The following is a 25447-nucleotide window of genomic DNA, read 5'->3' on the forward strand; positions in this document are numbered from 1 at the left end:
GCTGATTCGACGTCGATCATGGCCGGCCGGAGCCGGCGAGCTTCTCCACGAGGTCGGCGGTAGCCATCACGCTGTCGGCAGGCTTGGTCATCCGCGCGGCGACCTCGCGGGCGCGGTCGGCGCATTGCGGGTCGAGGATGGTGCGCAGGTCTGCGGCCAACGACTTTTCGGTGGTTCCCGAAAAGCGGCGGGCGGTACCCACTTTCAGCTCTTTCACCCGCCTGCCCCACAGCGTCTGATCGAGGTCTGTCGACAGGATCAGCGTGGGAACGCCGGCACGCAGCCCCGCAGCCGTGGTGCCCAGTCCCCCGTGGTGAACAACGGCGCGGCAGGCCGGGAAGGCGGCCGAGTAGTTCATCGCGCCGACGACCTTGACGTGATCGGACTGTGGGACGTCGCTCAGGTCGGTTCCGGCAGAACACACCAACGCCCGCTCGCCCAGCTCAGCGCAGACCGAGCTGATCATCGCGAGTGTCTTGGCGCCGGATTCCATCGGCAAGCTGCCGAAGCCGAAGAAAACCGGCGGTGTCCCCGCGGCAATCCACGAAGCGACCTCGTCATCGGAATCGCCGGGTAGATCCATCGTCAAGGCACCGACAAAGGGCCGTTGATCAGACCATTGAGCCCATTCGGCGGCAAGGCCGGGAAAGCAGACTTCGTCGTAGGCCTGGATCTCCAGACATCCGCGTTCGGTGAGCCGCCACGGTGAGGGTGATGTGGCCTTCGGCAGCGCCAGCTCACCGCGCTGAATGCCCTCGACTTTCTTCGCGTTGCGCCACGCGACCCACTCAGAGGCCTTCATCGCAGAACGGCCCAACGGTGCCGGTAGATACGGTACGAACTGGCCGTTGGCCCGTAGCGGGAACAGGTGCAGCGTGGCCAACGGGATGTCGTAATACTCGGCGACGTTGCCCGCGGCGTCCTCGAAGTTCACGCCGGTGAACAGCACGTCGGCACCGTCGGTCAGTGCCGTCAATGTGGCGATGATGTCCTTCCAGCACTGATGAAAGGGCTCGACGACCTCGCGCCGCAACCTGATCAATTCCCGGACCTTCCAGAAATTGCGGAAGAAATGGGTCCAGAAGTCGCGGTGTGAATCCAGGACAGCCTGCAGATCGGGCCCATACGGGATCGCCGTCGGCCCGGCGGCCTCGGCGAAGGAAACCAGATCAGGCGGGACAGCCATCTGCACATCGTGTCCGCGGCCGAGCAGCTCGCGGCCGACGGCAACCAAAGGCTCGATGTCACCGCGTGTGCCGTAGCTCGCGAGGACGAATTTCATCGTGGACTCTGGCCTCTCACTTACCTTGCGCGCCTGCGCAATGGCCGCGACAGCCGTGTCGGCACTACTTGCGCCACAGCACGGCGGTCCCGTCTATGTCGACGATCTCGGCGGTGATCCCGTGCTCCGCCCGGTAGTCGGTGACGGCTTCGCGGCACGGCTTGAGATCGTGGTAGTCGTCGATGACGCAGAAGCCCCCTGGGGACAGCCGCGGGTAGAGCGCCTCGAGCGCTTGGATCGTGGATTCATACAGGTCACCGTCGACCCGCAACACAGCGATGCGATCGATCGGCGCATCGTGCAGCGTGTCCTTGAACCAACCGGGAAGAAAGCGGACCTGGTCGTCCAGCAGTCCGTAGCGCTGGAAGTTTGCCTTGACCTCGGTTTCGGACACACCGAGGATCCCGGCAAGGCTCTGTGTCCTGAGACCTTTGTCCGCCTTGTAGTTCTCAGGATCTGCCGGTGGCAGGCCCTCGAACGAATCCGCCACCCAGACACTTCGCGTCTCATCACCATAGGCAGCCAGTACGGCCCGCATCAGGATGCAGGCCCCGCCGCGCCACACTCCGCATTCGATCAGGTCGCCCGGGATGTCCTCCGCCAGCACAGTCTCGACGCAATGCTGAAGACTGGTGAGCCGCTGCATTCCGATCATCGTCTCGGCCTCGGCCGGCCAGTCGATGCCCAGGTCACGCTTGTGCTGAACGAGCGTGCTGCGGTTCTCGTTCGGAGTGGCGCGGGCGAGTCGATACGCCCCGCCCCGAACCATCATGCGATTGAGGGTCTTGAAGTAAAGACGTCGCCGCAGTGTCCACTGCGCGGGCATTCGCTCGTGCATCCCGTACCTGGTGAGGTTGCCTCGGATCAGGTCGAGGTACAGAGATCGAACGTCGAGATCGGTCACGTGAAAAGGGCCCCCAGCTTGTATGTCCAGATGGTTTCGATGACTCTAGCTTCGAACGGGCATGGACTCGGCGCGGTTTGGGTGATTCGGATTCATTCGTTGACTCGGCGGGTTCCGCTCGGTCGATGCACCGAGACCAATTAAGGGTCACCTAACGCAGACAGCTAGATTCGATTGCGGCAGAGCGGATTTCCAGCTGTCCGGCGCCTCACATCGCTTGCAGCACAAACCCGGTTTGGTCGCCGCGCTGCTGCAGGTTGAGCGATAACGCGCGTTTCTCCCACTCCCACAGCTGCTTGGGTCCGAACATTCGGAGAATCTTGGGGTCGGTCACCGCAACGTCACGTCGATAGGCTTCGCTGCCGAGGAACTGGCCCAAATTCGAATCGTCGAACGTCCTGACCACTCGCAGTCCGGCCTTCTCCGCCGCCATCGCCATTCCCTGCCGCGACGGTATGACCATGTGCCGGGGTGCATCAGCCTGCACCCAGTCCGCTTGGTAGGTGGTCCAGGCTTCTGACGAGGTCGTGGGCACACGAGCCAGGCACATTCCGCCCACAGCGAGCTTCTCGTACGCAACTTTGAGTGTCGCGACCGGGTCGGGAACGTGCTCTAGGGAATGGTTGAACATCAGGAGATCGAATTTGCCGTCGACGGTGCTCAAGTCGCGTTTCATCAGTGGCACGCCTTCAGCGGACTCGCCATCGGCGGCGATGAACGGATCCGCACCGAGCAAATTGTTGAATCCAATTCGGCTCAACCGGTCGAGCAGTTCACCGGTACCGCAACCTACGTCCAGAATTCGAGCGTCACGCTCAACTTCAAGTTGAGCCAGCATCCTGACGACGTCTCCTCCGAGAAGCACGCGGAAGATTCCTTCGGATATCCGAGCCGAGATCAGGGCACCGAGCATCCGGTTTCCGCCGCCACGCAGCTTGTGCGCATCGTGTTGGGTGACCAGCCATCGGAACGCGCTGGGTTGAGCCGACGCATTGTGGGAGTAGTAGTTTGGCGGGTAGTGGCGCATGAGCTCTTCGCCCTCGAGCGCGTCGTGAATCTGCAACGTGTCGCACGTAGCGCAGCTGAAGTATTCGAACAGTTCCCGAGTGCCGAACATCATCTCGCGAACTTCAATTGCCTGATGGGGACCGGTCGATCCGCACAGCCGGCAATCTCTGGTAACCACTTTCACCCGTCCAACCTCAGAGAACTCGACGCCACCGGCGCAGCATAGCGTTTGCGGGGGCTGCCCGTGCCGGAACCGTGATGCCACCGGGGTCGGCGCGCGGGCGAAGTTAGCTCTGGCAAGCCGACTTTGGTGCGCCGTGATCGCTGCACACAACGATGGCTTCAAAAGAGCCGACAGCCCGGAGCAACCTAGTAGTGTTTCGGCGGTGTGGGGTTCGGTGCTGGCGCTAGGTGTTCTGGTTGGGCTCGATCCCATGCGGCTGGGCATCACCCTTCTCGTGATCTCGCGGCCGCGGCCCGTGCAGAACCTGCTGATGTTCGGCGCCGGCTGCGTGACAGCGACCATTCCCACGTTGGTGATTCCGCTGACGCTGCTGCACCTCACGCCGATGTTCAAGTCCACCGCGGAGTCCTGGGCCAAGAGCTCCACCGGCGGTTACATTCAAATCGGCATGGGGTCGGTCGCGCTGATTACTGCCACTGTGCTCACCGTGCACTTCTGGGTGCGCCAGCGGGCGACGGTGCCGGTCTCGGAGGGCGGCACGTCGACCCTGGTGTCGGACGCGAACACGTCGACACCGGTCTCGCGCCTCCTGGCCCGGGCCCAGGATGCCCCGGCGGAGGGCGGCTCGGTATTCCGCCGGTTGTTGCGGCGCGGCCACGACGCGTGGGAAGACGGATCGTTATGGGTCTCGTTCGTGATCGGCTTCTCATTTGCCGGCGCGCCACCCGACGTAGCCCTGTTCCTGCTTGCGATCGTCGTGGTCTCAGGAGCCGCGGTCGGAACGCAGATCACCGCCACCATCGCATTCGTCGTCGGGATGCTCGCCGTTGTCGAGGTCGTCCTCGTCAGCTATCTGGCCGCACCTGCGAAAACTGAAGCCATCGTGCAACGACTGCACGATTGGGCGTGGGCTCATCATCGAAAGATCCTGGTGGCCATGTGCGTACTGGCCGGCACGATGCTCATCGCCAAGGGTTTGAACAGCATCTGACCTGCAGGTGAGAGCCGATTCCCCTGGTTGTCACCGAGTCAGGAGCGACTGGCGACCGCCACCGTCGGGCCGAGTCCACGCCGAGTCCGGAACTCGACCGTGATGGACGGGTCGGCGTGACGGCCCAGCGCACGCAGAGCCGACGGGCTGTAGGCGCGGAGCGAGCTGATGAATCCGTCGTGTTGCAACGGAGAGATTCTGGTGAGCGGTAGCACCACCGCCAGCAAAGCGATGTGCACGGGTGCCGGCGGCCTGGGAAGGTCGACTATCAGGAGCTTCTTTGCTGCCCGGGTACCTGCCGCGAAAACTCGGGTGGCGAGCTCAGGGGGCAGGTGGTGCAAAGACAGAGCGAACACCGCCAGGTCGTAATAGCCTTCCGGCGCGTCGATTTCGGTGGCATCCATCTCCCGCACCGTGGCGCGTGGGTGACTGCCGAGGTCGCCTTCGGCCATACCCGCGACAAACGCGGGTTCGATGTCAGTGACCGTCACCTGAGCAGTGGGATGCCTGTCCAGTAGCTTGCGCGACAGCCCGCCGAGGCCTGCACCGAGTTCGAGGATCTTCGGAGACGGCACCTCGGCCACCTCGCGAAGGACCATTCGGGCGCACTTCTCGTGAATGCCGATCCCCCGCCGTCGTCCGGCGCGGTCGAGTGAATCCATGACCTTGCGCTTCAGATCGTCGACGTCGTCGCGATCCAGGTACTCCAGCCGATCGGTCTGCAATCGCCGGTCCAGCCAGGAAGCGTCTGGTCCGCCCCGGGGCATGTTCGCAATGTCGCGGGTTCTGCTATCCACGTAGACCATCATGGATCATCGCGGTCATGATCCGATCAGAAGTCGCAAAATGTGATGGGTGTAGCGGTCGCCTCGAGTCGCGGCCAACGCTCGATCACCCACAGATCCAAGAGCTTTGGGGGCAGAGGCTGCCACGTCGATGCCGCTGACTCGTACCGAGACGATCAGCCCACCCTCCTGAGGTGGGCGAACTTCTCCAGCAGGTCGGCGGTGGCGGCAACGCTCTCGGCGGGTTTGGTCATCTGGGTTGCGACTTCTCGGGCGCGAGTCGCATATTGCGGCTCGAGGATCGTACGCAGGTCTGCGACCAACGACTTTTGCGTCGTGGCCGAAAGTCGCCGGGCCGTACCCACTTTCAACCGCTTGATCCGGGCTCCCCACAGCGTCTGATCCAGGTCGGTCGACAGGACCAACGTGGGGACGCCGGCGCGTAGACCTGCGGCGGTGGTGCCCGCGCCGCCGTGGTGCACGACCGCGCGGCAGGAGGGAAAGGCGGCCGCGTAGTTCATGGTGTCCACCACTTTGACGTGGTCGGGATGCGGGACGTTGCTGAAGTCACTCGCGCCGGCGCACACCACCGCCCGCTCGCCCAACTCCGCACAAGCGGCGCCGATCATCGTCAGCGTGTCAGCGCCCGAATCGACCGGCATGCTGCCGAAACCGAAGCAGATCGGCGGTGTCCCCGCGGCGATCCAGGTGGCGATCTCGTCATCGGTATCGGTCGGCAACTCCATTGTCAGTGCACCGACAAAGGGCCTTTGGCCCTCCCATTTGGCCCATTCGGCGGCCAGCCCGGGAAAGTAGATCTCGTCGTAGGCCTGGATCTCCAGCGAACCGCGCTCGGCCACCCTCCACGCGGAAGGGCCGGTGGCCTTCGGTAGCCCCAGTTCCCTCCGCTGCGGATCTTCGAGACGCTTCATCATGGGCCAACTCAGCCACTCCGACGCCCTCATCATGGTGCGGGCGAACCGCGCCGGTAGAGCGGGAACAAGCTGGCCGTTGGGCCGCAGCGGGAACACATGCAGCATGGCGAACGGAATGTCGCATGCCTCCGCGACGTTGCCCGCGGCCTCCTCGCCGATCACACCGGTGAACAGCAGATCCGCCCCATCCGCCAACGACGTCAGCGTCTTGCTGACCTCCTGCCAGTACTGGTCGAAGAGATGCCATTCCTCGCGCAACAACCCGGCCAGGTCCCGAACCCTCCAGAAGTTCTTCCAGAACTTGCGCAAGAAGCGTGCCCAGAAGTCGCGGTTCAGGTCCTGCCATACACGCACATCGGGCCCGCACGCTATGGCTGTCGGACCAGCCGTCTCGACGAAGTCAACAAGATCGGGCGAGACCGCCATGCGTACGTCGTGTCCGCGACGCAACAACTCACGGCCTACCGCGACACCGGGCTCGACGTCACCTCGAGTCCCGTAGAAAGCCAGTACAAATTTCATCGCGGAGACCTCGAACCTTTCACTTGTCGCACCCGTGGGGTGCCAGAGACATCGGTCATTATCCCGATCGCTTGTCGGTTCGGGTCCAAAACTGAGCAGGTGCTCGAGACGAACCTGCGCAAGGGTTCGACCGAGATCAGATGGATCCATCAGCCGATGGGTATCGACACACTATTCCCGGGCCGGACGCCTGGCCGCTCCCGGACTGCCGAAGGGCGAGTCAGTTGCCGGCCCATCGGTCTCACCGTCGGACGCACCCGTCCGGCGATCAAACCGGCACCACGGCAAGTACTCTCGGCCCCCGCTGCAAGCGTCCGCCGCCCGTGCTCCGACCCTCACCTACGCTGGGCAAACAACAATCAAGATCGCCAGGGTCGCCAAAGCTACAAAATACAAACAAACAACAGGTAGTGTCCCGGGCCGTGTGGGGCTCACTGTTCGGTATGGCGATTGTGATGGCGTTCAATCCCGCCCTGCTGGCCCTCATCCTCCTTGTGATCTCCCGTCCGCGTCCTGTGCAGAACCTGCTGGTGTGCTGGATCGGCACCCTCACGACGAATATTCCGGCCCTGGTGATACCGGTGATGTTGCTGCACCGCGCGCCGATGTTCAGCCCTCAGGCCCCTGCTGCCAACGCCGCGACCCGGCACATACAACTCGGCATGGGTGTGCTCGTGCTGTCGGTCGCCGCGCTCATCGCAGTACGTTTCTGGGTCCGTCGGCGAGCGCAGGTGCCGGCACCGAGCGGCAACGCCTCCGGCCAACTGCTGGAGTCCGAGAAGCCGGCCCCGATCTCGTCGCCTTTTGCCGGTATGGAGGAGGCGACGGAGGGTAAGTCAGCAATCCGGCGGCTGTTCGGACGTCTTCAAAGAGCTTGGGACAGTGGCGCTTTGTGGGTCGCGCTGGTCTGCGGCATGGGATTCCTGCCCGGATTTCCGTTGGTCCTGTTCGTCACGACCACCGTCGTGTCCTCCGGGGCGTCGACGGCCACACAGATCATCGCCGTCATCCTGTTCGTTGTCGCGATGTTCGCGGTTTTCGAAGTCGCCGTTGTCAGCCATCTGATCGCACCGGTGCGCACCCAGGCGGTGCTGCAACCGGTACACGACTGGGCGCTGGCAAATCGCCGCCAGGTAATGATCGGCATCTTCGTCATGATCGGGTTACTGCAGGTGGTAAAGGGCTTGGGCATCGTCTGAGTTCAGCCCCGATGCTCACCCGGCCGCACAAGAGCTAGCCGACGTCGGTCAGGAAGCCTTGAATGGCGAAACGTTCCAGGAGATCTGCCGTGTTGACAACACTTTCGTCCGGTGTGGTCATCTGAGTCGCGACCCCACGGGCCCGCGCGACATACTCGGGATCGAGAATCGTGCGCAGGTCGGCGACAAGTGATTCGCTGGTGACGGCCGAGATACGCCGGCCTAGGCCAACTTTCAGCTGTTTGACACGAGAGGACCAGATCGCCTGATCGAGGGCCGTCCAGTACACCAGCATGGGGACTCCTGCACGCAGCCCCGCGGACATGGTGCCCATGCCACCGTGGTGCACGAGCGCGCGACAGGCTGGAAACACGGCCGCGAAGTTCATCGTGTCCACGACCTTGACTCGGTCGGAATCAGGGGCCTGGCTGAAGTCGCTCGAGCCGGCGCACACCAGTGCCCGCTCACCCAGTTCCACGCAAGCGTTCTCGATCATGGCGAGCGTGTCGGAGGGAGACTTGACCGGGGTACTGCCGAAGCTGAAGAAAATCGGCGGTGTTCCCGCGGCGATCCATGCGGCGACTTCGTCATCGCCGGCCGTCGTCAGCTGCATCGTCAGTGCCCCGACAAAGGGTCTTTGGCCATTCCACTTCGCCCATTCTGTGGCCAGTCCGGGAAAGCAAACCTGGTCGTAGGCTTGAATTTCCAGTGATCCGCGTTCGGTGATACGCCGCGGCGAGGAGACTGTCGCCTTGCGTAACCCCAGTTGACGGCGCTGTGCATCGTCGAACTTCTTCACCCCGCGCCAGTTCGCCCACTCGTACACCATCAGTGCGTAGCGTCCCAACGCCGGCGGCAGGAATCCGAGCATCCGGCCGTTTGGGCGCACCGGTGAGACGTGCACCGTAGCCAACGGAATACCGTAATACTCTGCGACATTCACGGCCGGCGGCTCGAAATTCAGGAACGTGATGAGCAGGTCGGCCCCGTCGGCCAGCGACTTCAGCGTGCCAGAGATTTCCTCCCAGAATTGGACGACGGACTCCCCGATCTCGCGCATCTCGCGCATCAGGTTGGCCAGTTCGCGGACCTTCCAGAAATTGCCGAAGAATCGGATCCAGAAGTCTCGATGCGCATCCGACCAGACCGCGGTGTCCGGCCCATATGGGACCGTCGGAAGGCCGGCCGCCTCAGCGAAGCCGACCAGGTCCGGTGAGACCGCCAAACGGACATCGTGGCCGCGGCGCCGCAACTCGCACCCGACCGCGACGCAAGGCTCCACATCGCCGCGAGTTCCATAGCTCGCCAGCACCAACTTCATAGCGCTTCTTTCGACATGAGACCTTCGGCCGACCTGTTGCGAACAACGCTGCAGCACCGGGTGTTCGGGGGCGAAATACAAAGGGTACCCACGGTTTAACGCCTACGTCAGTGAATTTCGCCAGTGAGGCCGAAATCAGTCAGTGTTTTCGCGGCCAGTTCACGTAAAGCGCACGTGGTGTTCTCCGCGCCGGGCTGATAAGCGCCGATGCTGATGAAGATCTTGCCGCTGATGCGTCCGGAGAGGATGACAGTGCGGCCCCCTGTTCGCTCGAGCAACTGCCGCGACTCATGTTGCCCAGTGGTGCGTGCGTTGGCGAAGGCAGCTACCGTGCCGTCGGCCTGACTGATCAAAGAGCTCAAATCGCCTAGGTGAGAAGCAAACACCGGTTGGTCGGGATCGGCCGGTGCCTTGGCCACCATCTGTTTCAGCATTCGCTTCGGCACAAATGACGGCAGCCACAGGAGTTGCTTCGACTCGTCCGGTGTCTCCTTCAACGTCCGCAGCGTCTGCTTGATGGCAGCCCGGATTTCACGCAGATCGGTCGCGGACTGTGTCGGGTCGACGGTGACGCGGGCGTATGAGAGTGCCATCGCGCGTGTGTCGTCCTCACCGGTGCGGTCGCTGATCGGAATCTGAAGTGTGACGGCACCATCCGTTGCGCGTACGCGCCCGATGCGTTCCCCGAACTTGGCAGCGAAGGCCGCGGCCAGGGTATGACTCGCTCCGCCGAGAGCCTCCGCTCGCGCATCCCAGTCATCCAGGTCGACGTAGATCGTGAGGGCGGGCACGAGGACAACCTCATCGGCGCCGACCGCCTTGGCCGGCACGGGCCGTGGTACCGAGGAACGGTGTTCCTCAGCCGCGGCGCGAGTCTGCTTTCGCGCCGATCTCACCGCACTGACCAGCGCCCGCGCCGCATTCGGCACGTCCCGAGCCGTCTGTCGGGCATCTTGCCCCAACGCACGCATTCGTGTTCGTGACAGTGGCGGGGGGTACCCGAGATCACGGGTCTTACCCACCGCCCCTTCGACTATGACGAGCGCGAGCCCGAGGCCGTCGATCAGGTTGTGCGAAAGTACCAGGCTGATCGCGGTCGAGCCGTCATCGAGGGGAAGGACACCGATGTGCCAGCCCGGACCCGATTCCGCGTTGACCGGAAGCTGCGAACGTTCATCGACCCAGTCACTGAATTCGGTGCGCGGGCGGGTGGACTCAGCGATGTCGACCTCTGACGGTCCGTCATCTGCGACCCACCGATGCCGGGCAACCGACAGCGCCGGGCGTTCGATGCGACGACCCAACAATCCCTGACCGAGAAAATGATGGAAACGACGTAACCCGTCGAGATCGACAGCACGGTCATAGAGCCACGTGACCTGAATGACCACGTTCATGCCGGCAGCGTGATGCTCTGCCAACAGCGCTTCGTCTGCCAATGCGAGCCGATTATCCGGTCGTACAGAGCGTTTGGAGTTTCGGAGCGGTCCCATCAGGCCCAAGTTCCCCGGCGCCGGTGAGCCATCGCAACGACCTCGTAGCGAAACTTCAGGATGGACGGCCGGATGTATCGGTTGAGCTTGTGAAGGCGCTCGGAGTTCTCGAACACCTTCCGGAAACCCTGTTCGCTCGCTCGATATTCGGCGTAGACGCGGTCCAGCGCAGACTGATCCAAGGGTTCGTCGCGCGCCGCCGCGTGCAACGCCTCGTAGACGGTAGAAATCCAGTCGGTGCCGAAGGTTTCGTTCACCGGGCCGGTGTGCCGCTGGCGGTGAAGGTCCGGTGTGAGGAACTCCTCGATGGCGGCCTCATCCCGCGTCTCCAGATCGATCCCCAATGCCAGCGAAATCCGTTTCACCTCCCGACGCCAGTCATCGAGGAGGTTGGCGTACTCGACGAACACGCGCGGTACGTCACGGGTGTCTCTCTCGGCCAACAAGTTGAATTTCAACCACAGCGCGCTCCCGAGCTCGGGCAACGTCAGGAAGTCGGCCGCACCGGATGCGATGACTTCCTGCGGGGGGCGCACCATGTTCACGACCGCGATGTCGAAACCGGCCTGCCGCGCGGCCTCGAACCACAAACCGGACAGCAGTGTTATCTGCAGATCCTTGATGAGTACGAGCGGTGCGGACGGCAGCGTAGAAAGAAACTGTCCGATCTTGTTGATGCAGGCGGCCTTCTGGTCTTCATCGAATCCGCCCTCCTCCTGCAAGCGGAATGACGCGTCGAACACGGCGCTGCCATGGCTGCGCAGAATCGTGTTGTTGAGATGAAGGGACGCCCGCGGCTCCCAGTAGCCACGCGGGTTGCGCGGGTCGGCGCCCGACAACCCGGTCGGGAGCGTGGCACCGCACAGGGACAGCACCCGTGTGACCGCCGACGTTCCGGATCGAGGCACGCCCAGTACGAACAAGGCGACCGGGCGGGCCCCAGACCCAACGCGTCCGGCGGGGTTCACGAGAACAACTCCGCGAGCGGCGCCGACAACAGCTCAGGAGCGCGATGTGCCGGCGCAACGTTCGACGATGATCCGGTGAGGACTGTGGCTGCGTCGAATTGGTGGCGCTTCGCGGCGCTGCGTCGGCTCTGACTCATGACGGCAGAATATTCGGAGATGCGGTGGCCCCGTAGCGAATTGCCATATGCCGCACAAACTCCTGGCTGCCCCAGGCTCTCATATGGCGAGACCCGAGTGCCAGACACGCACAGCGAACTGCTAGGCCCCGCGGGCCTACCCCAAACTGGAACCCGAGACGGTGGCGCCCATCTCAGGATCAGAAGTTGTTGCAGGTATTGAAAGCTTGCTCGATGGTGCCGAGATATGGCTGAAACATCGGAGCATTGGCCACATCCTGGGCCGTCCTCGCCCGCTTGTCCGGTGGGTCGGCGATGAATTGACGCAAGCCGCGCTGCAGAATCGGCGATTGGTCGAATGCCTGACGGACTTGGGGATCCTGCGCATCGAGTGCCGATACCAACTGCGGGTAACTGCATGTCGTGTTGATCGCGGAGTCCAAATTGGGCCCTGCCGATGCGACACCGGCTCCGGCGGTCACGGACAGTGCCAGCCCTCCGAGTCCGACGGCCAGTCTGGTCAACGACAGACGGAACATATTCAAACTTCCTCCCTACCATTGCTCCCGACCATTCCGACTGTAATCGGCTTGGGCCGATCTCACCCATACTTTGTTCCAGCTCGACCACAGCGCGAAATCAGGCTTCCTGCTTGACCAGTGGAGCAGCGGGCACCGTCACCGGGCCCAGAACCGCACTGGAGGGCCGCTGACGGACCCGCAGCGGCCACCAGAACCACCGCCCGAGCAGGGCGGCGATCGCCGGTGTCATGAATGCACGTACCACCAGGGTGTCGAACAACAAACCCAAACCGATGGTGGAACCCACCTGCCCGATGATGCGCAGATCACTGACCACCATCGACAACATCGTGAACGCGAACACCAGGCCTGCGGTCGTGACCACCTTGCCCGTGCCGCCCATGGCCCGGATGATGCCCGTGTTGATCCCGGCGCCGACCTCTTCCTTCATCCGCGACACCAACAGCAGGTTGTAATCAGAACCCACCGCCAACAGGACGATCACCGACATCGCCAAGACGAGCCAGTGCAATTCGATGCCCAGTATGTGCTGCCAGACCAGCACGGAGAGCCCGAACGCCGCTCCGAGCGAGAGCGCCACCGTACCGACGATGACCAGTGCGGCGACAAAACTCCGCGTCACCACCAACATGATCCCGAAGATCAGGCAGAGCGCCGCTACACCCGCGATCAAGAGGTCGAATTTTGAACCGTCTCGCAGATCCTTGTATGTCGCAGCGGTTCCGGCGAGGTGGATGGAAGCGTTCTGCAGCGGCGTCACCTTGATCGCTTCCTCGGCTGCCGTCCGCACAGCATCAACCCGTGAGATGCCCTCGGGAGTTCCGGGATCACCCCGGTGCGTGAGGATCAGCCGGACGGCCTTCCCGTCGGGCGAAAAGAACAGGCTCATCGCCCGTTGGAAGTCCTTGTTCTCGAACACTTCCGGGGGCAGATAGAAAGAGTCGTCGTTCTGGGCGCCGTCGTAGATCTTGCCCATCGCGCTGGCGTTCGACGTCGTCTCATCCATGATGGCGATCATTCCGGACATGGTGCTGTGCATTGTCAGCATCATGGCCCGCATTGACTTCATGATCTCGATCATCGGAGGCAATTGAGTGACAAGCTGCGCCTGTAACCCGTCGACTTTCACCAAGTTGTTGAGAAGTTTGTGCATCTGAAGGCTGAGCTGGTCGGTGCTGTCAAGCGCGTCGAACACTGATCGAATGGCGAAGCAAATGGGAATGTCGTAGCAGTGGCCTTCCCAGTACAAGTAATTGCGAATCGGCCGGAAGAAGTCGTCGAAATTTGAAACGGTGGCCATCAGATCATCAGTGAGTTCGGCTGTCTCCCCGGTCACTTCGACCGTGTTGTGGGTGATCGAGCCGATCAACTTCATCAGATTGTGAGTGCCCTCCATCTGGGTGATCATTCTCTGCATGTCATCCGCCTGCTTCAACATGCCGTTCATGCGGTCTTTCGCGAACGGCACGATCTGTCGGAGGCCGGCGCTCTGCAGGCTGATTTGAAACGGTATCGACGTGCGCTCGATCGGGCTGCCCTCAGGCCGGGTAATACTCTGCACCGTGGCGATTCCGGGAACCGCGAAGATATTCTTGGCCAGCTTGTGCAGGACCAGAAAATCTGTCGGATTGCGCATATCGTGGTCGGCTTCGAGCATCAGGATGTCGGGCGTCATCCGCGACTCGGGGAAGTGGCGCTCGGCGGCCGCGTACCCGACATTGGCCGGGATGTCCTGGGGTACATACAGCCGGTCGTCGTAGCTGGTCTGATATCCGGGCAGGGCCAACAGTCCGACGAAAGCAACCGCACACGCCCCGGCAAGAATCGGCACCGGCCATCGGACCACCGCCGTCCCGACCCCCCGCCACCGGCGGACCATGAGCTTCCGCTTCGGTTCGAACAGCCCGAACCGGCCGCCGACGGCGATGACGGCCGGAACCAGCGTGACGGCCACCGCGACGGCCACCGCCATGCCGATAGCGGAAGGAATCCCCATCGTCTCGAAGTACGGCAGCCGCGTGAAGCTCAGACAGTAGATGGCTCCGGCAATCGTCAAACCTGAGGCCACAACCACTTTGGCAACGCTGCGATAGGTGGTGTAGAACGCGGTTTCGCGGTCTTCGCCGGCCTGACGTGCCTCGTGATATCGCCCGATGAAGAAGATTCCGTAATCGGTACCGACCGCGATTCCGAGCGATACCAGCAGATTCACCGCAAATGTCGACAGGCCCAGAATCTGGTGATCGCCGAGGAATGCGACCACTCCCCGCGCCGCCTGTACCTGTATTCCGACCATGGCCAGCAGGAGAACGACGGTGATGACCGAGCGGTACACGAAAAGCAGCACCGTGCAGATCACCACCAGGGTCACCAGGGTGATCTTCATGATCGACGTATCACCGGCGTGGTTCATGTCGGTGATCAGCGGGGAGGGACCCGTGACGTAGGCCTTCACCCCGGGCGGCGGTGGTGTCCCCGCCACGATGCCCCGGACCGCTTCTACCGATTCGTTCGCGAGGGCCTGTCCCTGGTTGCCCGCGAGATTCAGCTGCACATAGACACTCAGATCATCGGCACTCTCAACACCCGATGCGGTGAGTGAGTCCCCCCAGTAATCCTGAACGTGCTGCACGTGTTTCGTATCGGCTCGCAGCTGACGAACCAGATCGTCGTAATAGCGGTGCGCGTCCTCGCCGAGGGGTTTGTCACCCTCCAGGACGATCATCGCCACGCTGTCGGAATCGGATTCGCCGAACACCTGCCCCATGCGCTGCATCGCCTGAAACGACGGCGCATCCTTGGGGACCAGCGATACAGAGCTTTCCCGCCCGACTTGTTCCAATGACGGAACAGCGAAGGTGACGACGGCGATGATCGCCAGCCAAGCCAGAATGATCGGCACCGACAGCCGATAGATCAGCCGAGCTATCAACGGCGAGAAATAGTCAAATCCTGTGGATCGAGGGTCGTCAGGCGACCTCGGACACTGGGGTGTCGGGCGATGGTTCCGGGGTGATGTCGACCGGACGTTCGAGGAGCTTGCCCTGGTGGAACACTGCGCCGGCCCGCACCAACGCCACCAGGTGTGGTGCGTTGACCGCCCGCCACCGCGACTGCGCTGCTTCGATCAGCTTGTAGGCCATCGCCATGCCCGCCGCCCGTGATCCCGGGCCCTTGGTCACCCTGGTCCGAAGCCGAACCGTCGCGAAGGTCGATTCGATCGGGTTCGTGGTGCGTAGATGCACCCAGTGCTCGGCGGGATACCGGAAGTACTCGAGCAGCACGTCGGCGTCATCGACGATTTTCTTCACCGCTTTCGGGTACTTCGCGCTGTAGTCACGTTCGAACGCTGCGATCGCCAACTGCGCCTTGTCGATGTCCTCGGCCCCGATGATCTCCTTCATCGCCGCCAACGCACCCGGATGCGCCGATTTCGGGAGTGCAGCAAGAACGTTGGCTTGTTTGTGGAACCAGCAGCGTTGTTCGCGGGTGGCGGGGAACACCTCCCGCAGTGCCCGCCAGAATCCCAAAGCTCCGTCCCCGACCGCGAGCGCCGGCGCGCGCATCCCGCGGCGGCGGCAATCCCGCAGCAGGTCCGCCCAGGACTCGGTGGACTCTCGGTAGCCGTCGGCCAGGGCGACGAGTTCCTTGCGGCCGTCCGCCCGCACCCCGAGCATCACCAACAGGCAGAGCTTTTCCTGCTCGAGCCGGACTTTCAGGTGGATGCCGTCGACCCACAGGTACACGTAGTCGACCTGCGAGAGGTCCCTGGTGCCGAAGGCCTTCGCCTCGTCCTGCCACTGGGCCGTGAGCCGGGTGATCGAGGATGCGGACAGTCCGGCGCCGGTGCCGAGGAACTGTTCGAGCGCCGGCCCGAAGTCACTGGTTGACAGGCCGTGCAGGTACAGCAGCGGCAGCACCTCCGATACCTGCTCGGACTTGCGAGCCCAGGCGGGCAGGATCGCCGAGGAGAACCGCTTGCGCTCGCCGGTATCGGGGTCGATCCGCTTGTCGTTCACGCGGGGCGCCTTCACCGCCACCGCACCCGCCGAGGTCACGACCTCACGTTCGGCGTGGTATCCGTTGCGGACCACCAGTCGGTGGCCGTGTTCGTCGACCTCACCGGCATACCGGGCTACATAGTCGGCGACCTCGGCCTGCAACGCCGCGGCCAGCATCTGCCGGGCACCGTCGCGGACGATCTGGTCGAGCAACGACCGGCCCGCACCGGCCGCATTGCGGGTCTCGTTGGAGTCGTCGTTGTTGTCTACTACCGTGAGCACGGGCGTGCCTTCCCGCCAGCGCGCCAACGCTGGTCTTGATCAGAATTCGGATTCCTTGCAGATCATCTTCCGGGAAGGCACGCCCGCCCGGGATCCACAGGTTCTGATCATTGCTCATCAACGGCGGCCGGTCGCTTGTGTGCCGACTGCTCATGCGGCCTTCACCGCACAGAAGGAAGACGCATTCATGACTGTCAGCGCTCTTCTCTCTGCAGGATCGACCGCACGAGCTGACCGCGGCCCGACGGGCGCCCCGTTGCACTTAGCGGCCGTGGATGGACCCGCTGCGGCCACCAGAACCACCGCCCCAGCAGCGCGGCGATCGCCGGTGTCATGAATGCGCGTACCACCAAGGTGTCGAACAACAGACCGACACCGATGGTGGCACCCAACTGTCCGATGGTGACCAGGTCACTGACGACCATCACCAACATCGTGAACGCGAACACCAGGCCGGCGGCCGTCACCACCTTGCCGCTGCCGCCCATGGCCCGGATGATGCCGGTGTTGATCCCGGCGCCGATCTCCTCTTTCATCCGGGACACCAGTAGCAGGTTGTAGTCGGAACCCACCGCCAACAGGACGATCACCGACATCGCCAGCACCACCCAGTTCAAGGGCATACCGAGGATGTGCTGCCAGATGAGCACGGAAAGCCCGAAGGCCGCGCCCAGTGAAAGCGCCACCGTACCGACGATGACCAGTGCGGCGACGAAGCTCCGCGTCACCACCAGCATGATGCCGAAAATGAGGCAGAGCGCGGCGACAGCCGCGATCAGAAGATCATATTTGGACGCTTCGACCAGGTCTTTCACCGACGCGGCGGTGCCCGTGAGATAGATCGAGGCATTTTGCAGCGGCGTGCCCTTGAGCGCTTCTTCGGCCGCGGTTTCGATCGGGTCGACGAGCGACATGCCCTCGGTCGTCGCCGGGTCGCCTCGCTGGGTGATGAGCATGCGGGCCGCTTTCCCGTCCGGTGACAGGAAGATGTCCATGACGCGCTGGAAGTCCTTGTTCTCGAAGACTTCCGGAGGCAGATAGAAGGAGTCGTCGTTCTGAGCGGCGTCGAATGCCTTGCCCATCGCGGTGGCGTTGTCGTTCGACGTCGCCATCTGATCCATGATCCCGGACATGGTGCTGTGCATCGTCAGCATCATGGTTCGGGTGGATTCCATGGTCGAGATCATGACCGGAAACTGTGCGGCCAATTGCGGCAGAATCGCGTCGAGTTGATCAAGGTTGTCAACCAGGCTGACCATCTTGACGGTGATTTGGTCAATACCGTCGAGCGTGTCGAAAACGCCTCTGATAGACGAACATATCGGAATCGTGTAGCAGTGCGGTTCCCAGTAGAAGTAGTTCCTGATCGGTCGGAAGAAATCGTCGAAGTTCGCAACGTGATCGCGCAGTTGATTGGTCACCGTTTGTAGCTCGTGGGTATCGGCGACCATTTGATGCGTGGTGCTGACCATCTCTTCCGTCAGTGCTTGCATGCGCTTGACGATGGCGATCGTTTTGGTCATGTCGTCGGCCTGCACCAGCAGGTCTTCCATCCGATCCTTCTGGAACGGCATCAAATGAGTCTGAGACGCGTTGCTCATGCTGAGCATGAACGGAATCGTCGAGTGTTTCAGCGGCTCGCCGGCGGGACGGGTCGGCGCCTGGACCATGGAGACTCCCGGTACAGATTGCACACCCTTGGCCAGCTTGTTCAGCACCAGGAAGTCGATCGGATTCCGCATGTCGTGGTCGGCCTCGATCAACAGAATATCGGGCGCCATCATCAAGGACTGGGGGAAATGTCGCGTCGCCGCCGCATAACCCACATTGGCTGGGATGTCCTGCGGGATGTAATTCTGGTCGTTGTAGCTCGGCTTGTACGCGGGAAGCGCCAGCAGGCCGATGAGCGAGACCGCGCACGTCGCAACGAGAATGGGCCCCGGCCAACGAACGACCGCCGTGCCCACCTTCCGCCACCGACGAGTGGTGAGCTTCCGCTTGGGTTCGAACAGCCCGAAGCGGCTACCCACTGAGATGACCGCGGGAACGAGTGTGACGGCCACCAAAACGGCGGCAGCCATGCCCACCGCAGTGGGAATGCCGAGAGTTTGATAGACCGGCAGACGGGTGAAGTGCAGACAGAGAATCGCGCCGGCGATCGTCATGCCGGAACCCACGACCACCTTCGCGACGCTGCTGAACGTCGTATAGAACGCCGCCTCTTTGTCCTCGCCGGCCTGGCGCGCCTCCTGGTAGCGCCCCGTGAAGAAGATGCCGTAGTCGGTGCCCGCCGCGATCGCGAGCGCCACCAACAGATTGACGACAAACGTCGTGATACCGATGACCCCGAGACTGCCGAGTAACGCCACAACCCCTCGGGCCACCGTCAATTCGACGCCGACAACGACCAGCATGAGAATCACGGAGATGATCGACCGATAGACGAGCAGCAGCATCACGAAGATGACCGTGAGGCTCAACGAGGTGACCAGCCCCACCGTCCTGTTGCCGGCCGGGCCCAGATCCGCGGCGAATGCCGCCGGTCCCGTGACATAGGTCTTGACTCCCGGCGGCGCCGGAATCCGGTCCACGATCGCACGCATCGCCTCAACGGATTTGACCGCCGAGATGTCCTGGTTGCTGGTGAGCGTCACCTGTACATAGGTGGCCTTGCCGTCGATGCTCTGCGCGGCGCCCTGGGTCATCGGGTCGCCCCAGAAATCCTGGACGTGCACCACGTGTGTGGTGTCGGCCTTCAGCTGACGAACGATCTCGTCGTAAAAGCCGTGCGCGGCATCGCCGAGGGGCTGCTCCCCCTCCAGGACGATCATCGCCACAGCACCCGACCCGGCTTCGCCGAACAGTTGCCCCATGCGCTGCATCGCCTCGAACGACGGTGCGGCGGTGGGATCCATCGCTACCGGATGCTCTTTCTCCACCTGCTCGAGCGAGGGCACAGCAACACTCAGGATGACGGTGACCGCCAACCATCCCAGGATGATCGGCACCGACAGCACGCGGACCATGCGTGCGAAGAACGGGCGGCGCCTGGCTATGGGCAGCGGCTCTGTGACCGGCTCACTGTCCGTACTCATGCGGCCTTCAGCTGACAGAAGGTGAAGGCACTCACGCCAGTCCGGACCTTCTCGTCCTTCACCTCGTCGCCGACGAGGATGCGGCATCCGATGGAGTCAGTATTGCCTTGAGCGGAGATGTTTCCCATCGCTGTCGCATCGGAGATCGGGAAGTCCATCGACCATGGCAGCGGTGCATCCCTGATGAGTTTCGGCTCGGCATCGGCATCGAAATAGCTGATGGTCGCCAGCGTCCCCGGAGGACCGAACACCTCGTAAACCAGGTGCTTGGGGTCATGGGGCCGCTTCTCCTCACGCTCGGCGCTGGTGTACGCGGGGCGGCTCTGGCTGCCGAAGACGCCGTGCAATCGCTGCACGGTAAATCCGCCTGCAACTCCCACCACCACCAGCACCAGCGGAATCCACAGCCGCTTCAGGATCCTGAAAATCGCGAGTTCCTCCGACTGTCTTCCGCGCCGGCACCCTGCGGGTGCTCAAACATGCATTTGCAGATCGGATGCGAACGATCGAGCCTCGAATGCGGTGGCATCCCAGGCCTGACCCTGCACGAAGCTCCCGCAAACGTGCGGCGCCCGTCGATGAGCGCAACCGATCCCGAAGAGTAAACCATGCCGGTGCGTCAATATGGCGCAAACGAGTCAAGTGACCGGAATCGGTTCAACGCCTTGATAATCGCCCTGACACCTCACCCGCTGGCACACCAACCGGCACCGGCGGTGTTACCACTGTTCGGGCACCTCCGAGGCCATTCGCGCTGCTCGGCCACTGGGAACCAGCTATGAATTTTCTATGAAAGGACCACGGAGTGCGCCATTGCCGCTCGCAGGTCTACGCATCCGGCCGCTCAGGCGATGAATACATCCGACGCTCGCGCCGGCACAATCCAGCCACCCCGGTCACCCGGGTTCAGGTGCTACCAGATTTCTGAATGCGCCTAGGGCAGGAATCGGGCGATCTGCGGCGACGGGAGTGTCTGCGCGGCCCGCGCCTGGCGGAAACCGACAACACCGCCGGCCGCCGTCATCAGCACCATGCCGCCCAGTCCGGGCAGCACCGCCAACAGGAGGTCGCTTGTGCTGGCCGTTCGCAGATAGTCGGCGTAACCGAGCCGGAACGACTCTGGCACAGCAGGTACCGAAAGTTGCTGCGCTGCCGGGGGTTCAACCCTGGGGGCGGGAACGATCGGCGCAATCGGAGCGGCGGGCGGCGCACCCACGGGCGGCGCCGACGGCACCGGCGCCGGTAGCACCGGAACCGGAGGGATGCCAACCGGCGCGGGAGCGACCGGCGCCGCAGGTGCCGCCGGGGCCGGGGCGGCAGGGGCTTTGGGTGGGGCTGACCTGATCACGATTGCCCGGCTGCTCGGCGCGGTGGGTACGGGCGCCAGATTCGGGGCCCTGCCGATGTTGCCGTTCGTCGGCACTCCTCCGCCGCCTCCCCCGCCGCCGGATACGACCGCCGAGGGCGCCTGCGCGATCCCACCGGTCACGGCCGCCGACGGAGACTGCCCGGTCCCACCGGTCACGGCCGCCGACGGAGACTGCCCGGTCCCACCGGTCACGGCCGCCGACGGAGACTGCCCGGTCCCACCGGTCACGGCCGCCGACGGAGACTGCCCGGTTGTGCCGACGCCCGTGGACTGCGGAGCATCGGCCGTCGAAGCGGAACGGGCGGCCGAAGGCGCCGACGCCCCGCTTGCGCCCACCTTGGCCTTCGGCCCTGCCGACGCATTCGGCCCGCCGAGGCTGCCACCAGATTTCTTGGACGCACCGGTTCGCTGGTTACCGACCTTGGCGCTGTGATCGGACTTCTTCTTCTTTTCCTTGTGATCGAAGATGTCCAGGACGTCGATGTCGATGCCGAACAGGTGAGCCGAGGCCACACCCGTACCGAGCACGCCGCCGGCCACCATGGCGCCACAAGCGATTGCACAGCCAGCTGCGGTGTACCGCATCCATGACCGGTCCACGAAGGAGTCCCCCCCAGAAGAGATCGGCGGCAGAAGTGCCGCGCTCACTGGAACAAGTTCCCATTGTGACATACCGCGATCAGGCTGTGTTTGCTGGACGGTGCCGTTGAGAGCAGCACGGCCAATGTCGACCGGCCGGGTGGCCGACGGCGATACGCTTTGTTCGTGGTGGTCAGCGAGTTCCGCCGCCCGGTGTGTATACCCGAGGTCGCGTTGAACAACCGCGTGTCGGCCCGCACTCGGCATTACGCCGAGTGCATATCGAGCCGTCTGCGCGTGTTGACCATCGCGACGTGGATCGCCGCCGCGGTGTCGGGAGGGTTCGGAATCTTCCAGCTGGCCCTGGGCGGGCCCATGTGGCGGCTGGCCTTCGTCAACCTACTTTCCGCAGCTCTGTTCCTGCTGGTGCCACTGCTGTACCGGTTCGGCGAGCTGATCGCGCCACTGGCGTTCTTCCTCTTCGCGTACGTGTCGGTGTCGGTGATGTGCTTCGCGATCGGCACCGGTTCCGGCTTGCAGTTCTACTTCCTAGTCGCGGCGTCGCTGGCGGTCCTGGTGTTCGGAATCGAGCGCATCGTGCTGGCGGGGACATTGGCGGCCCTGGGAGTGGCCGCCACGATCGTGCTGGAAGTCCTGGTTCCCGACGACCGGGGCGTCGGGCCGCCGTGGGCACTGACCGCCGGCTTCGTGAGTTCAGCTGTTTCCGCCGCGGTCATGGTGTTTGCCACGGTCTGGTTGTCGCTGCGCGAAATGTCCCGGGCCGAGCAGGCCATGGAAGCCGAGTATCAGCGGTCCGAGCAGCTGCTGGGCAACATCCTGCCGACCACGATCGCCCAGCGACTCAAAGAACCGTCACGCACGATCATCGCCGACAAGTACGACGACGCCTCGATCTTGTTCGCCGACATCGCCGGATACACCGAACGCGCCAGCGACATCACCCCGACAGACCTGGTGGGTTTTCTGGATCGGCTCTACACCGATCTCGATGCGCTGGTGGATCGTCACGGCCTGGAGAAGGTCAAGACCAGCGGTGACTCCTACATGGTGGTGGCCGGGGTGCCCAAGCCGCGCACCGATCACATCGAGGCCCTGGCCTGCCTGGCCCTCGACCTGGCCGACGCCGTCGCCGACCTCAAGGATCCGCGGGGCCGGGCTGTGCCGCTGCGAATCGGTCTGGCCGCCGGTCCCGTGGTGGCCGGAGTGGTCGGTGCCCGCAAGTTCTTCTACGACGTGTGGGGCGACGCGGTAAACGTCGCCTCACGCATGGAGACCACCGACGTGGCCGGGCGAATTCAGGTGCCGCACAACGTCTACGAGCGGATCAGCCACGCCTTCGTGCTCGAGGAACGCGGCGATGTCGAAATCAAGGGCAAAGGCCTGATGCACACCTGGTATCTGGTCGGGCGACGCGACGACGAGGCGGTCCGCAACCGGCTGGAGAATGCCAGTCCGATGCGTACCGCCTCGATCGTGCCGCCGGCCGGCGTTTAGACCTTGCGGTTCTCCGACTTGATCAGCCATGCCAGCTTCTCCAGTCCATCGATCAGCTGGTGCAGGATGTCGGCGGTTGTGGGGTCATGCGCGTCCACCGAATCGTGCACCCCGCGCAAGGTGCCCACGGTCGCGTAGATCCGCGTGGCGACGAGGTCGACCACCTCGTCGGTGCTGCGCTCGTAGGCGGGGAACTCCGGAAGCGTCGTGCCCGCCACGACGGTGTCCGACCGTCCGTCCGGAACGGCGTCCAACGCGCGCATCCGTTCGGCGATCGTGTCGCTGCCCTCCCTGGCGAAATCGACGACCTCGTCGAGTTGCAGGTGCAGATCGCGGAAGTTCGTGCCGACGACGTTCCAATGCGCTTGCTTGCCCTGGAGCCCGAGCTCGATCAGGTCTACGAGCACCTGCTGAAGATGACCGCCGAGCTCCGGTGCGGCCTGGTAACCCTGGATATCGGATTCGTTTCGACGTGTACTCATGCCATACACAACGAGACCTAATCTGGAATCAATCCAGATTAATGAATCTGTGGTGACGCTCACACCGACCGCCCGCCGGCCACCTGGTCCTGCTGATTGAGCAGGCGCGCATATCCGGCGCCCATGCCCAGCAGCACCAACCCGACGACGATGAACACCGCGACCCGGAACATCCCGTCGAGAGTGCCCAGGTCGAAAAGGAACAGTTTCGCCATGGCGGCGGCCACGAGTGCCATCCCGCAACCGATCGGCAGCGATCGCTGCGCCTTGGGCCGCCGCGCCGCATAGCCGAGCAACCCGGCCGCCACCGCGATCCAGCAGATGGTCGCAGCCATGTGGCCGCCGAAGAACCCGGCCCCGGTGCCGCCGACGGCAACGCCGGCGGTGACGGCGAACACCGTTACCGCATACCCGGCCGCGGCAGCCGCGGCCACCCACACCAGCCGGACAACCTCCTGATCCGCCTCACCGTCGACCGACCATGCCCAGGAGATGGCGGCGGCTGAAGCGATGGCCAGAACACTGCCAATCAGAACCGAACCTGTAAGTCCTGCAGACAGTTTCGTAGCCTCGACCAGGGTGTCGGGGCCGGCGGAGTCGAGATAGATGACGCCGCCCACCGCCGCCAGACCCACGGCTATCCACCGTGTCACGCCGTGCCGGCGGCCGGCCACGGCGACCACCGATGCCATCGCCAGCAGCAGCGGCCCGGCCACCGGCCCGTCGAAGGCCACCAGCACGCAGATCAGCGCGGCGACGGCCGCGAGCACCGACCACACCTGGCGGACCACGACGCTCACCCCGGGCACCCGGTCACCGACCGCCACGATGGCCACCAGGGCCGCCGCCAGCGCTGCCGCCATGAGGGCTGCGATGACACGGTCGACCGCAGCCGCCACACAGAGCACCGGCAGGACGCCGCCCGCCGTCAGCACCGCCGTCGCCGCCGGCCTGGTGGACCAACGCAACACGAGCACTCCACCCGCCAACGCCAGCGCAGCGGCGAGCCCGCAGGTCAGGGCGAGCACGAGGTCGTGCCGCCCGTCGATCGAGGTCGCCGCCAGCGCGATCAACAGCGGCAAGGTGGCCGCCGCGGTACGCGCGGCATACAACCAGACCCAGTCCCGACCGAACTGGACCGGCAGCGCGGCCGCCGACAGCGCCAGCATGAATCCGATCAACAACAAGGTCACGCCGTCGGTGATCGCCGGTGCCAGGCCGACAAGCGGCACCAGGACCAACAAGCCCAGCTGCTCGGAGTTCCACCGGCGCGCCAGCATCAGGCCGCCGCCACCGATTACCGCGGCCAACGCCAGACCGACCGGCGCCGACACCCAGTCATAGATCGTCGTCACGGCGATCACGTCCATGTACGCGGCGGCAACGCCCGTCGCGGCCAACGCGATCGCCCCGACCCGGCCACCCGGCCGGCGATAGAGCCACCACCCGACGCCGACGAGCCCTGCAGCCAGAACTGCGCCCGCGGCAACCCGGAACTCCGGTCGCAGAATCCCTGCCTGCGCCGCCAGCACCAGCAGCAGCACCACACCGGTGAGTGTCACCGTCACCCCGGCCACTGCTAGCGCCTTGCCGATCCAGCCTTCCGACCGTTCCGGACCGGTTGCGGGTACAGGCCGCGGCGCTACTGGGGCGGTGACCGCCGCCTGCGACATCGAGACCACCGGAGGCGCAGACAACGGAGGAGGCGCCGGCACCTGATCCAGCAGGCGGCCCAACTCACCGAGATCCGCCGACACCCGGTTCATATAGGCCGAAATCGCGGCAAGATCCGACGACATCCGGCCGATGACAACGCGATGAGGTTCGCTCATGCCGTCATCGTGGCAACAAAATCAGCTGCCGTGATGAGTAGG

Annotated in this window: 20 protein-coding genes; 3 read left to right on the forward strand and 17 right to left on the reverse strand. The window is 63.8% G+C overall.

Annotation, left to right across the window (positions count from 1 at the left end):
* Positions 1 to 16: 16 nt before the first annotated feature.
* The 3 genes from ACNQVK_RS20690 to ACNQVK_RS20700 all read right to left on the reverse strand — a co-directional run bounded on the left by ACNQVK_RS20690 (position 17) and on the right by ACNQVK_RS20700 (position 3306).
* The gene (locus ACNQVK_RS20690; RefSeq protein ID WP_418031000.1) at positions 17 to 1282 is read right to left on the reverse strand and encodes a glycosyltransferase; all 1266 of its coding nucleotides are present in this window, start codon (positions 1280 to 1282) and stop codon (positions 17 to 19) included.
* A 64-nt stretch (positions 1283 to 1346) separates the two neighbouring features.
* Entirely contained in the window at positions 1347 to 2186 is an 840-nt protein-coding gene (locus ACNQVK_RS20695) for a TylF/MycF/NovP-related O-methyltransferase (RefSeq protein ID WP_418031001.1), read from the reverse strand.
* 208 nt (positions 2187 to 2394) lie between these two features.
* Complete coding sequence (locus tag ACNQVK_RS20700; RefSeq protein WP_418034238.1) at positions 2395 to 3306, reverse strand: class I SAM-dependent methyltransferase; 912 nt, start codon at positions 3304 to 3306, stop codon at positions 2395 to 2397.
* A gap of 274 nt (positions 3307 to 3580) precedes the next feature.
* Here ACNQVK_RS20700 and ACNQVK_RS20705 point away from each other — a divergent pair, with 274 nt between their 5' ends.
* Positions 3581 to 4369, forward strand: a complete 789-nt coding sequence (locus ACNQVK_RS20705) for a GAP family protein (RefSeq protein WP_418031002.1) — start codon at positions 3581 to 3583, stop codon at positions 4367 to 4369.
* Between the two features lie 38 nt (positions 4370 to 4407).
* Here the strand turns inward: ACNQVK_RS20705 and ACNQVK_RS20710 are convergent, their stop codons facing one another.
* Entirely contained in the window at positions 4408 to 5178 is a 771-nt protein-coding gene (locus ACNQVK_RS20710; protein ID WP_418031003.1) for a class I SAM-dependent methyltransferase, read from the reverse strand.
* Between the two features lie 152 nt (positions 5179 to 5330).
* Positions 5331 to 6611 (reverse strand): glycosyltransferase, encoded by a 1281-nt coding sequence (locus ACNQVK_RS20715; RefSeq protein WP_418031004.1) that lies wholly within the window; start codon positions 6609 to 6611, stop codon positions 5331 to 5333.
* A gap of 422 nt (positions 6612 to 7033) precedes the next feature.
* Between ACNQVK_RS20715 and ACNQVK_RS20720 the strand changes: the two genes are divergently transcribed.
* Entirely contained in the window at positions 7034 to 7810 is a 777-nt protein-coding gene (locus ACNQVK_RS20720; RefSeq protein ID WP_418031005.1) for a GAP family protein, read from the forward strand.
* Positions 7811 to 7844: 34 nt separating this feature from the next.
* Here ACNQVK_RS20720 and ACNQVK_RS20725 read toward each other — a convergent pair whose 3' ends face one another.
* From ACNQVK_RS20725 to ACNQVK_RS20770, 10 genes are all read right to left on the reverse strand, one after another.
* Positions 7845 to 9131, reverse strand: coding sequence for a glycosyltransferase (locus ACNQVK_RS20725; protein ID WP_418031006.1), 1287 nt, complete (start codon positions 9129 to 9131; stop codon positions 7845 to 7847).
* Between the two features lie 107 nt (positions 9132 to 9238).
* Positions 9239 to 10624: a hypothetical protein gene (locus tag ACNQVK_RS20730; protein ID WP_418034239.1), complete on the reverse strand. Its 1386-nt coding sequence runs from the start codon at positions 10622 to 10624 to the stop codon at positions 9239 to 9241.
* Positions 10624 to 11592 (reverse strand): sulfotransferase family protein, encoded by a 969-nt coding sequence (locus tag ACNQVK_RS20735; protein WP_418031007.1) that lies wholly within the window; start codon positions 11590 to 11592, stop codon positions 10624 to 10626. Before ACNQVK_RS20735 ends, ACNQVK_RS20730 begins: the two co-directional genes overlap by 1 nt.
* Positions 11589 to 11729, reverse strand: a complete 141-nt coding sequence (locus tag ACNQVK_RS20740) for a hypothetical protein (protein ID WP_418031008.1) — start codon at positions 11727 to 11729, stop codon at positions 11589 to 11591. The genes ACNQVK_RS20735 and ACNQVK_RS20740 overlap by 4 nt, the downstream gene beginning before the upstream one ends.
* Before the next feature lie 179 nt (positions 11730 to 11908).
* Complete coding sequence (locus ACNQVK_RS20745) at positions 11909 to 12247, reverse strand: hemophore-related protein (RefSeq protein ID WP_418031009.1); 339 nt, start codon at positions 12245 to 12247, stop codon at positions 11909 to 11911.
* A 100-nt stretch (positions 12248 to 12347) separates the two neighbouring features.
* Entirely contained in the window at positions 12348 to 15152 is a 2805-nt protein-coding gene (locus ACNQVK_RS20750) for an RND family transporter (RefSeq protein ID WP_418031010.1), read from the reverse strand.
* Between the two features lie 67 nt (positions 15153 to 15219).
* Positions 15220 to 16533, reverse strand: coding sequence for an IS256 family transposase (locus ACNQVK_RS20755; protein ID WP_019344575.1), 1314 nt, complete (start codon positions 16531 to 16533; stop codon positions 15220 to 15222).
* Positions 16534 to 16727: 194 nt separating this feature from the next.
* Entirely contained in the window at positions 16728 to 19628 is a 2901-nt protein-coding gene (locus ACNQVK_RS20760; RefSeq protein WP_418031011.1) for an RND family transporter, read from the reverse strand.
* On the reverse strand, positions 19625 to 20035 hold the full coding sequence (locus ACNQVK_RS20765) for an MmpS family transport accessory protein (RefSeq protein ID WP_418034240.1): 411 nt from the start codon (positions 20033 to 20035) through the stop codon (positions 19625 to 19627). Before ACNQVK_RS20765 ends, ACNQVK_RS20760 begins: the two co-directional genes overlap by 4 nt.
* 527 nt (positions 20036 to 20562) lie before the next feature.
* On the reverse strand, positions 20563 to 21540 hold the full coding sequence (locus ACNQVK_RS20770; RefSeq protein ID WP_418031012.1) for a hypothetical protein: 978 nt from the start codon (positions 21538 to 21540) through the stop codon (positions 20563 to 20565).
* 222 nt (positions 21541 to 21762) lie between these two features.
* Here ACNQVK_RS20770 and ACNQVK_RS20775 point away from each other — a divergent pair, with 222 nt between their 5' ends.
* On the forward strand, positions 21763 to 23091 hold the full coding sequence (locus ACNQVK_RS20775) for an adenylate/guanylate cyclase domain-containing protein (protein ID WP_418031013.1): 1329 nt from the start codon (positions 21763 to 21765) through the stop codon (positions 23089 to 23091).
* On the opposite strand, the gene ACNQVK_RS20780 is transcribed toward ACNQVK_RS20775, so the two are convergent.
* Positions 23088 to 23573 carry a Dps family protein gene (locus ACNQVK_RS20780; protein WP_418031014.1) on the reverse strand — a complete coding sequence of 162 codons (486 nt, stop codon included), beginning with the start codon at positions 23571 to 23573 and terminating at the stop codon, positions 23088 to 23090. The genes ACNQVK_RS20775 and ACNQVK_RS20780 overlap by 4 nt on opposite strands.
* A 59-nt stretch (positions 23574 to 23632) precedes the next feature.
* Complete coding sequence (locus ACNQVK_RS20785; protein WP_418031015.1) at positions 23633 to 25405, reverse strand: DUF2339 domain-containing protein; 1773 nt, start codon at positions 25403 to 25405, stop codon at positions 23633 to 23635.
* Positions 25406 to 25447 lie beyond the last annotated feature (42 nt).

Origin of the sequence: Mycobacterium sp. 134, from assembly GCF_048282715.1 — a bacterium.
Taxonomy (GTDB): domain Bacteria; phylum Actinomycetota; class Actinomycetes; order Mycobacteriales; family Mycobacteriaceae; genus Mycobacterium; species Mycobacterium septicum.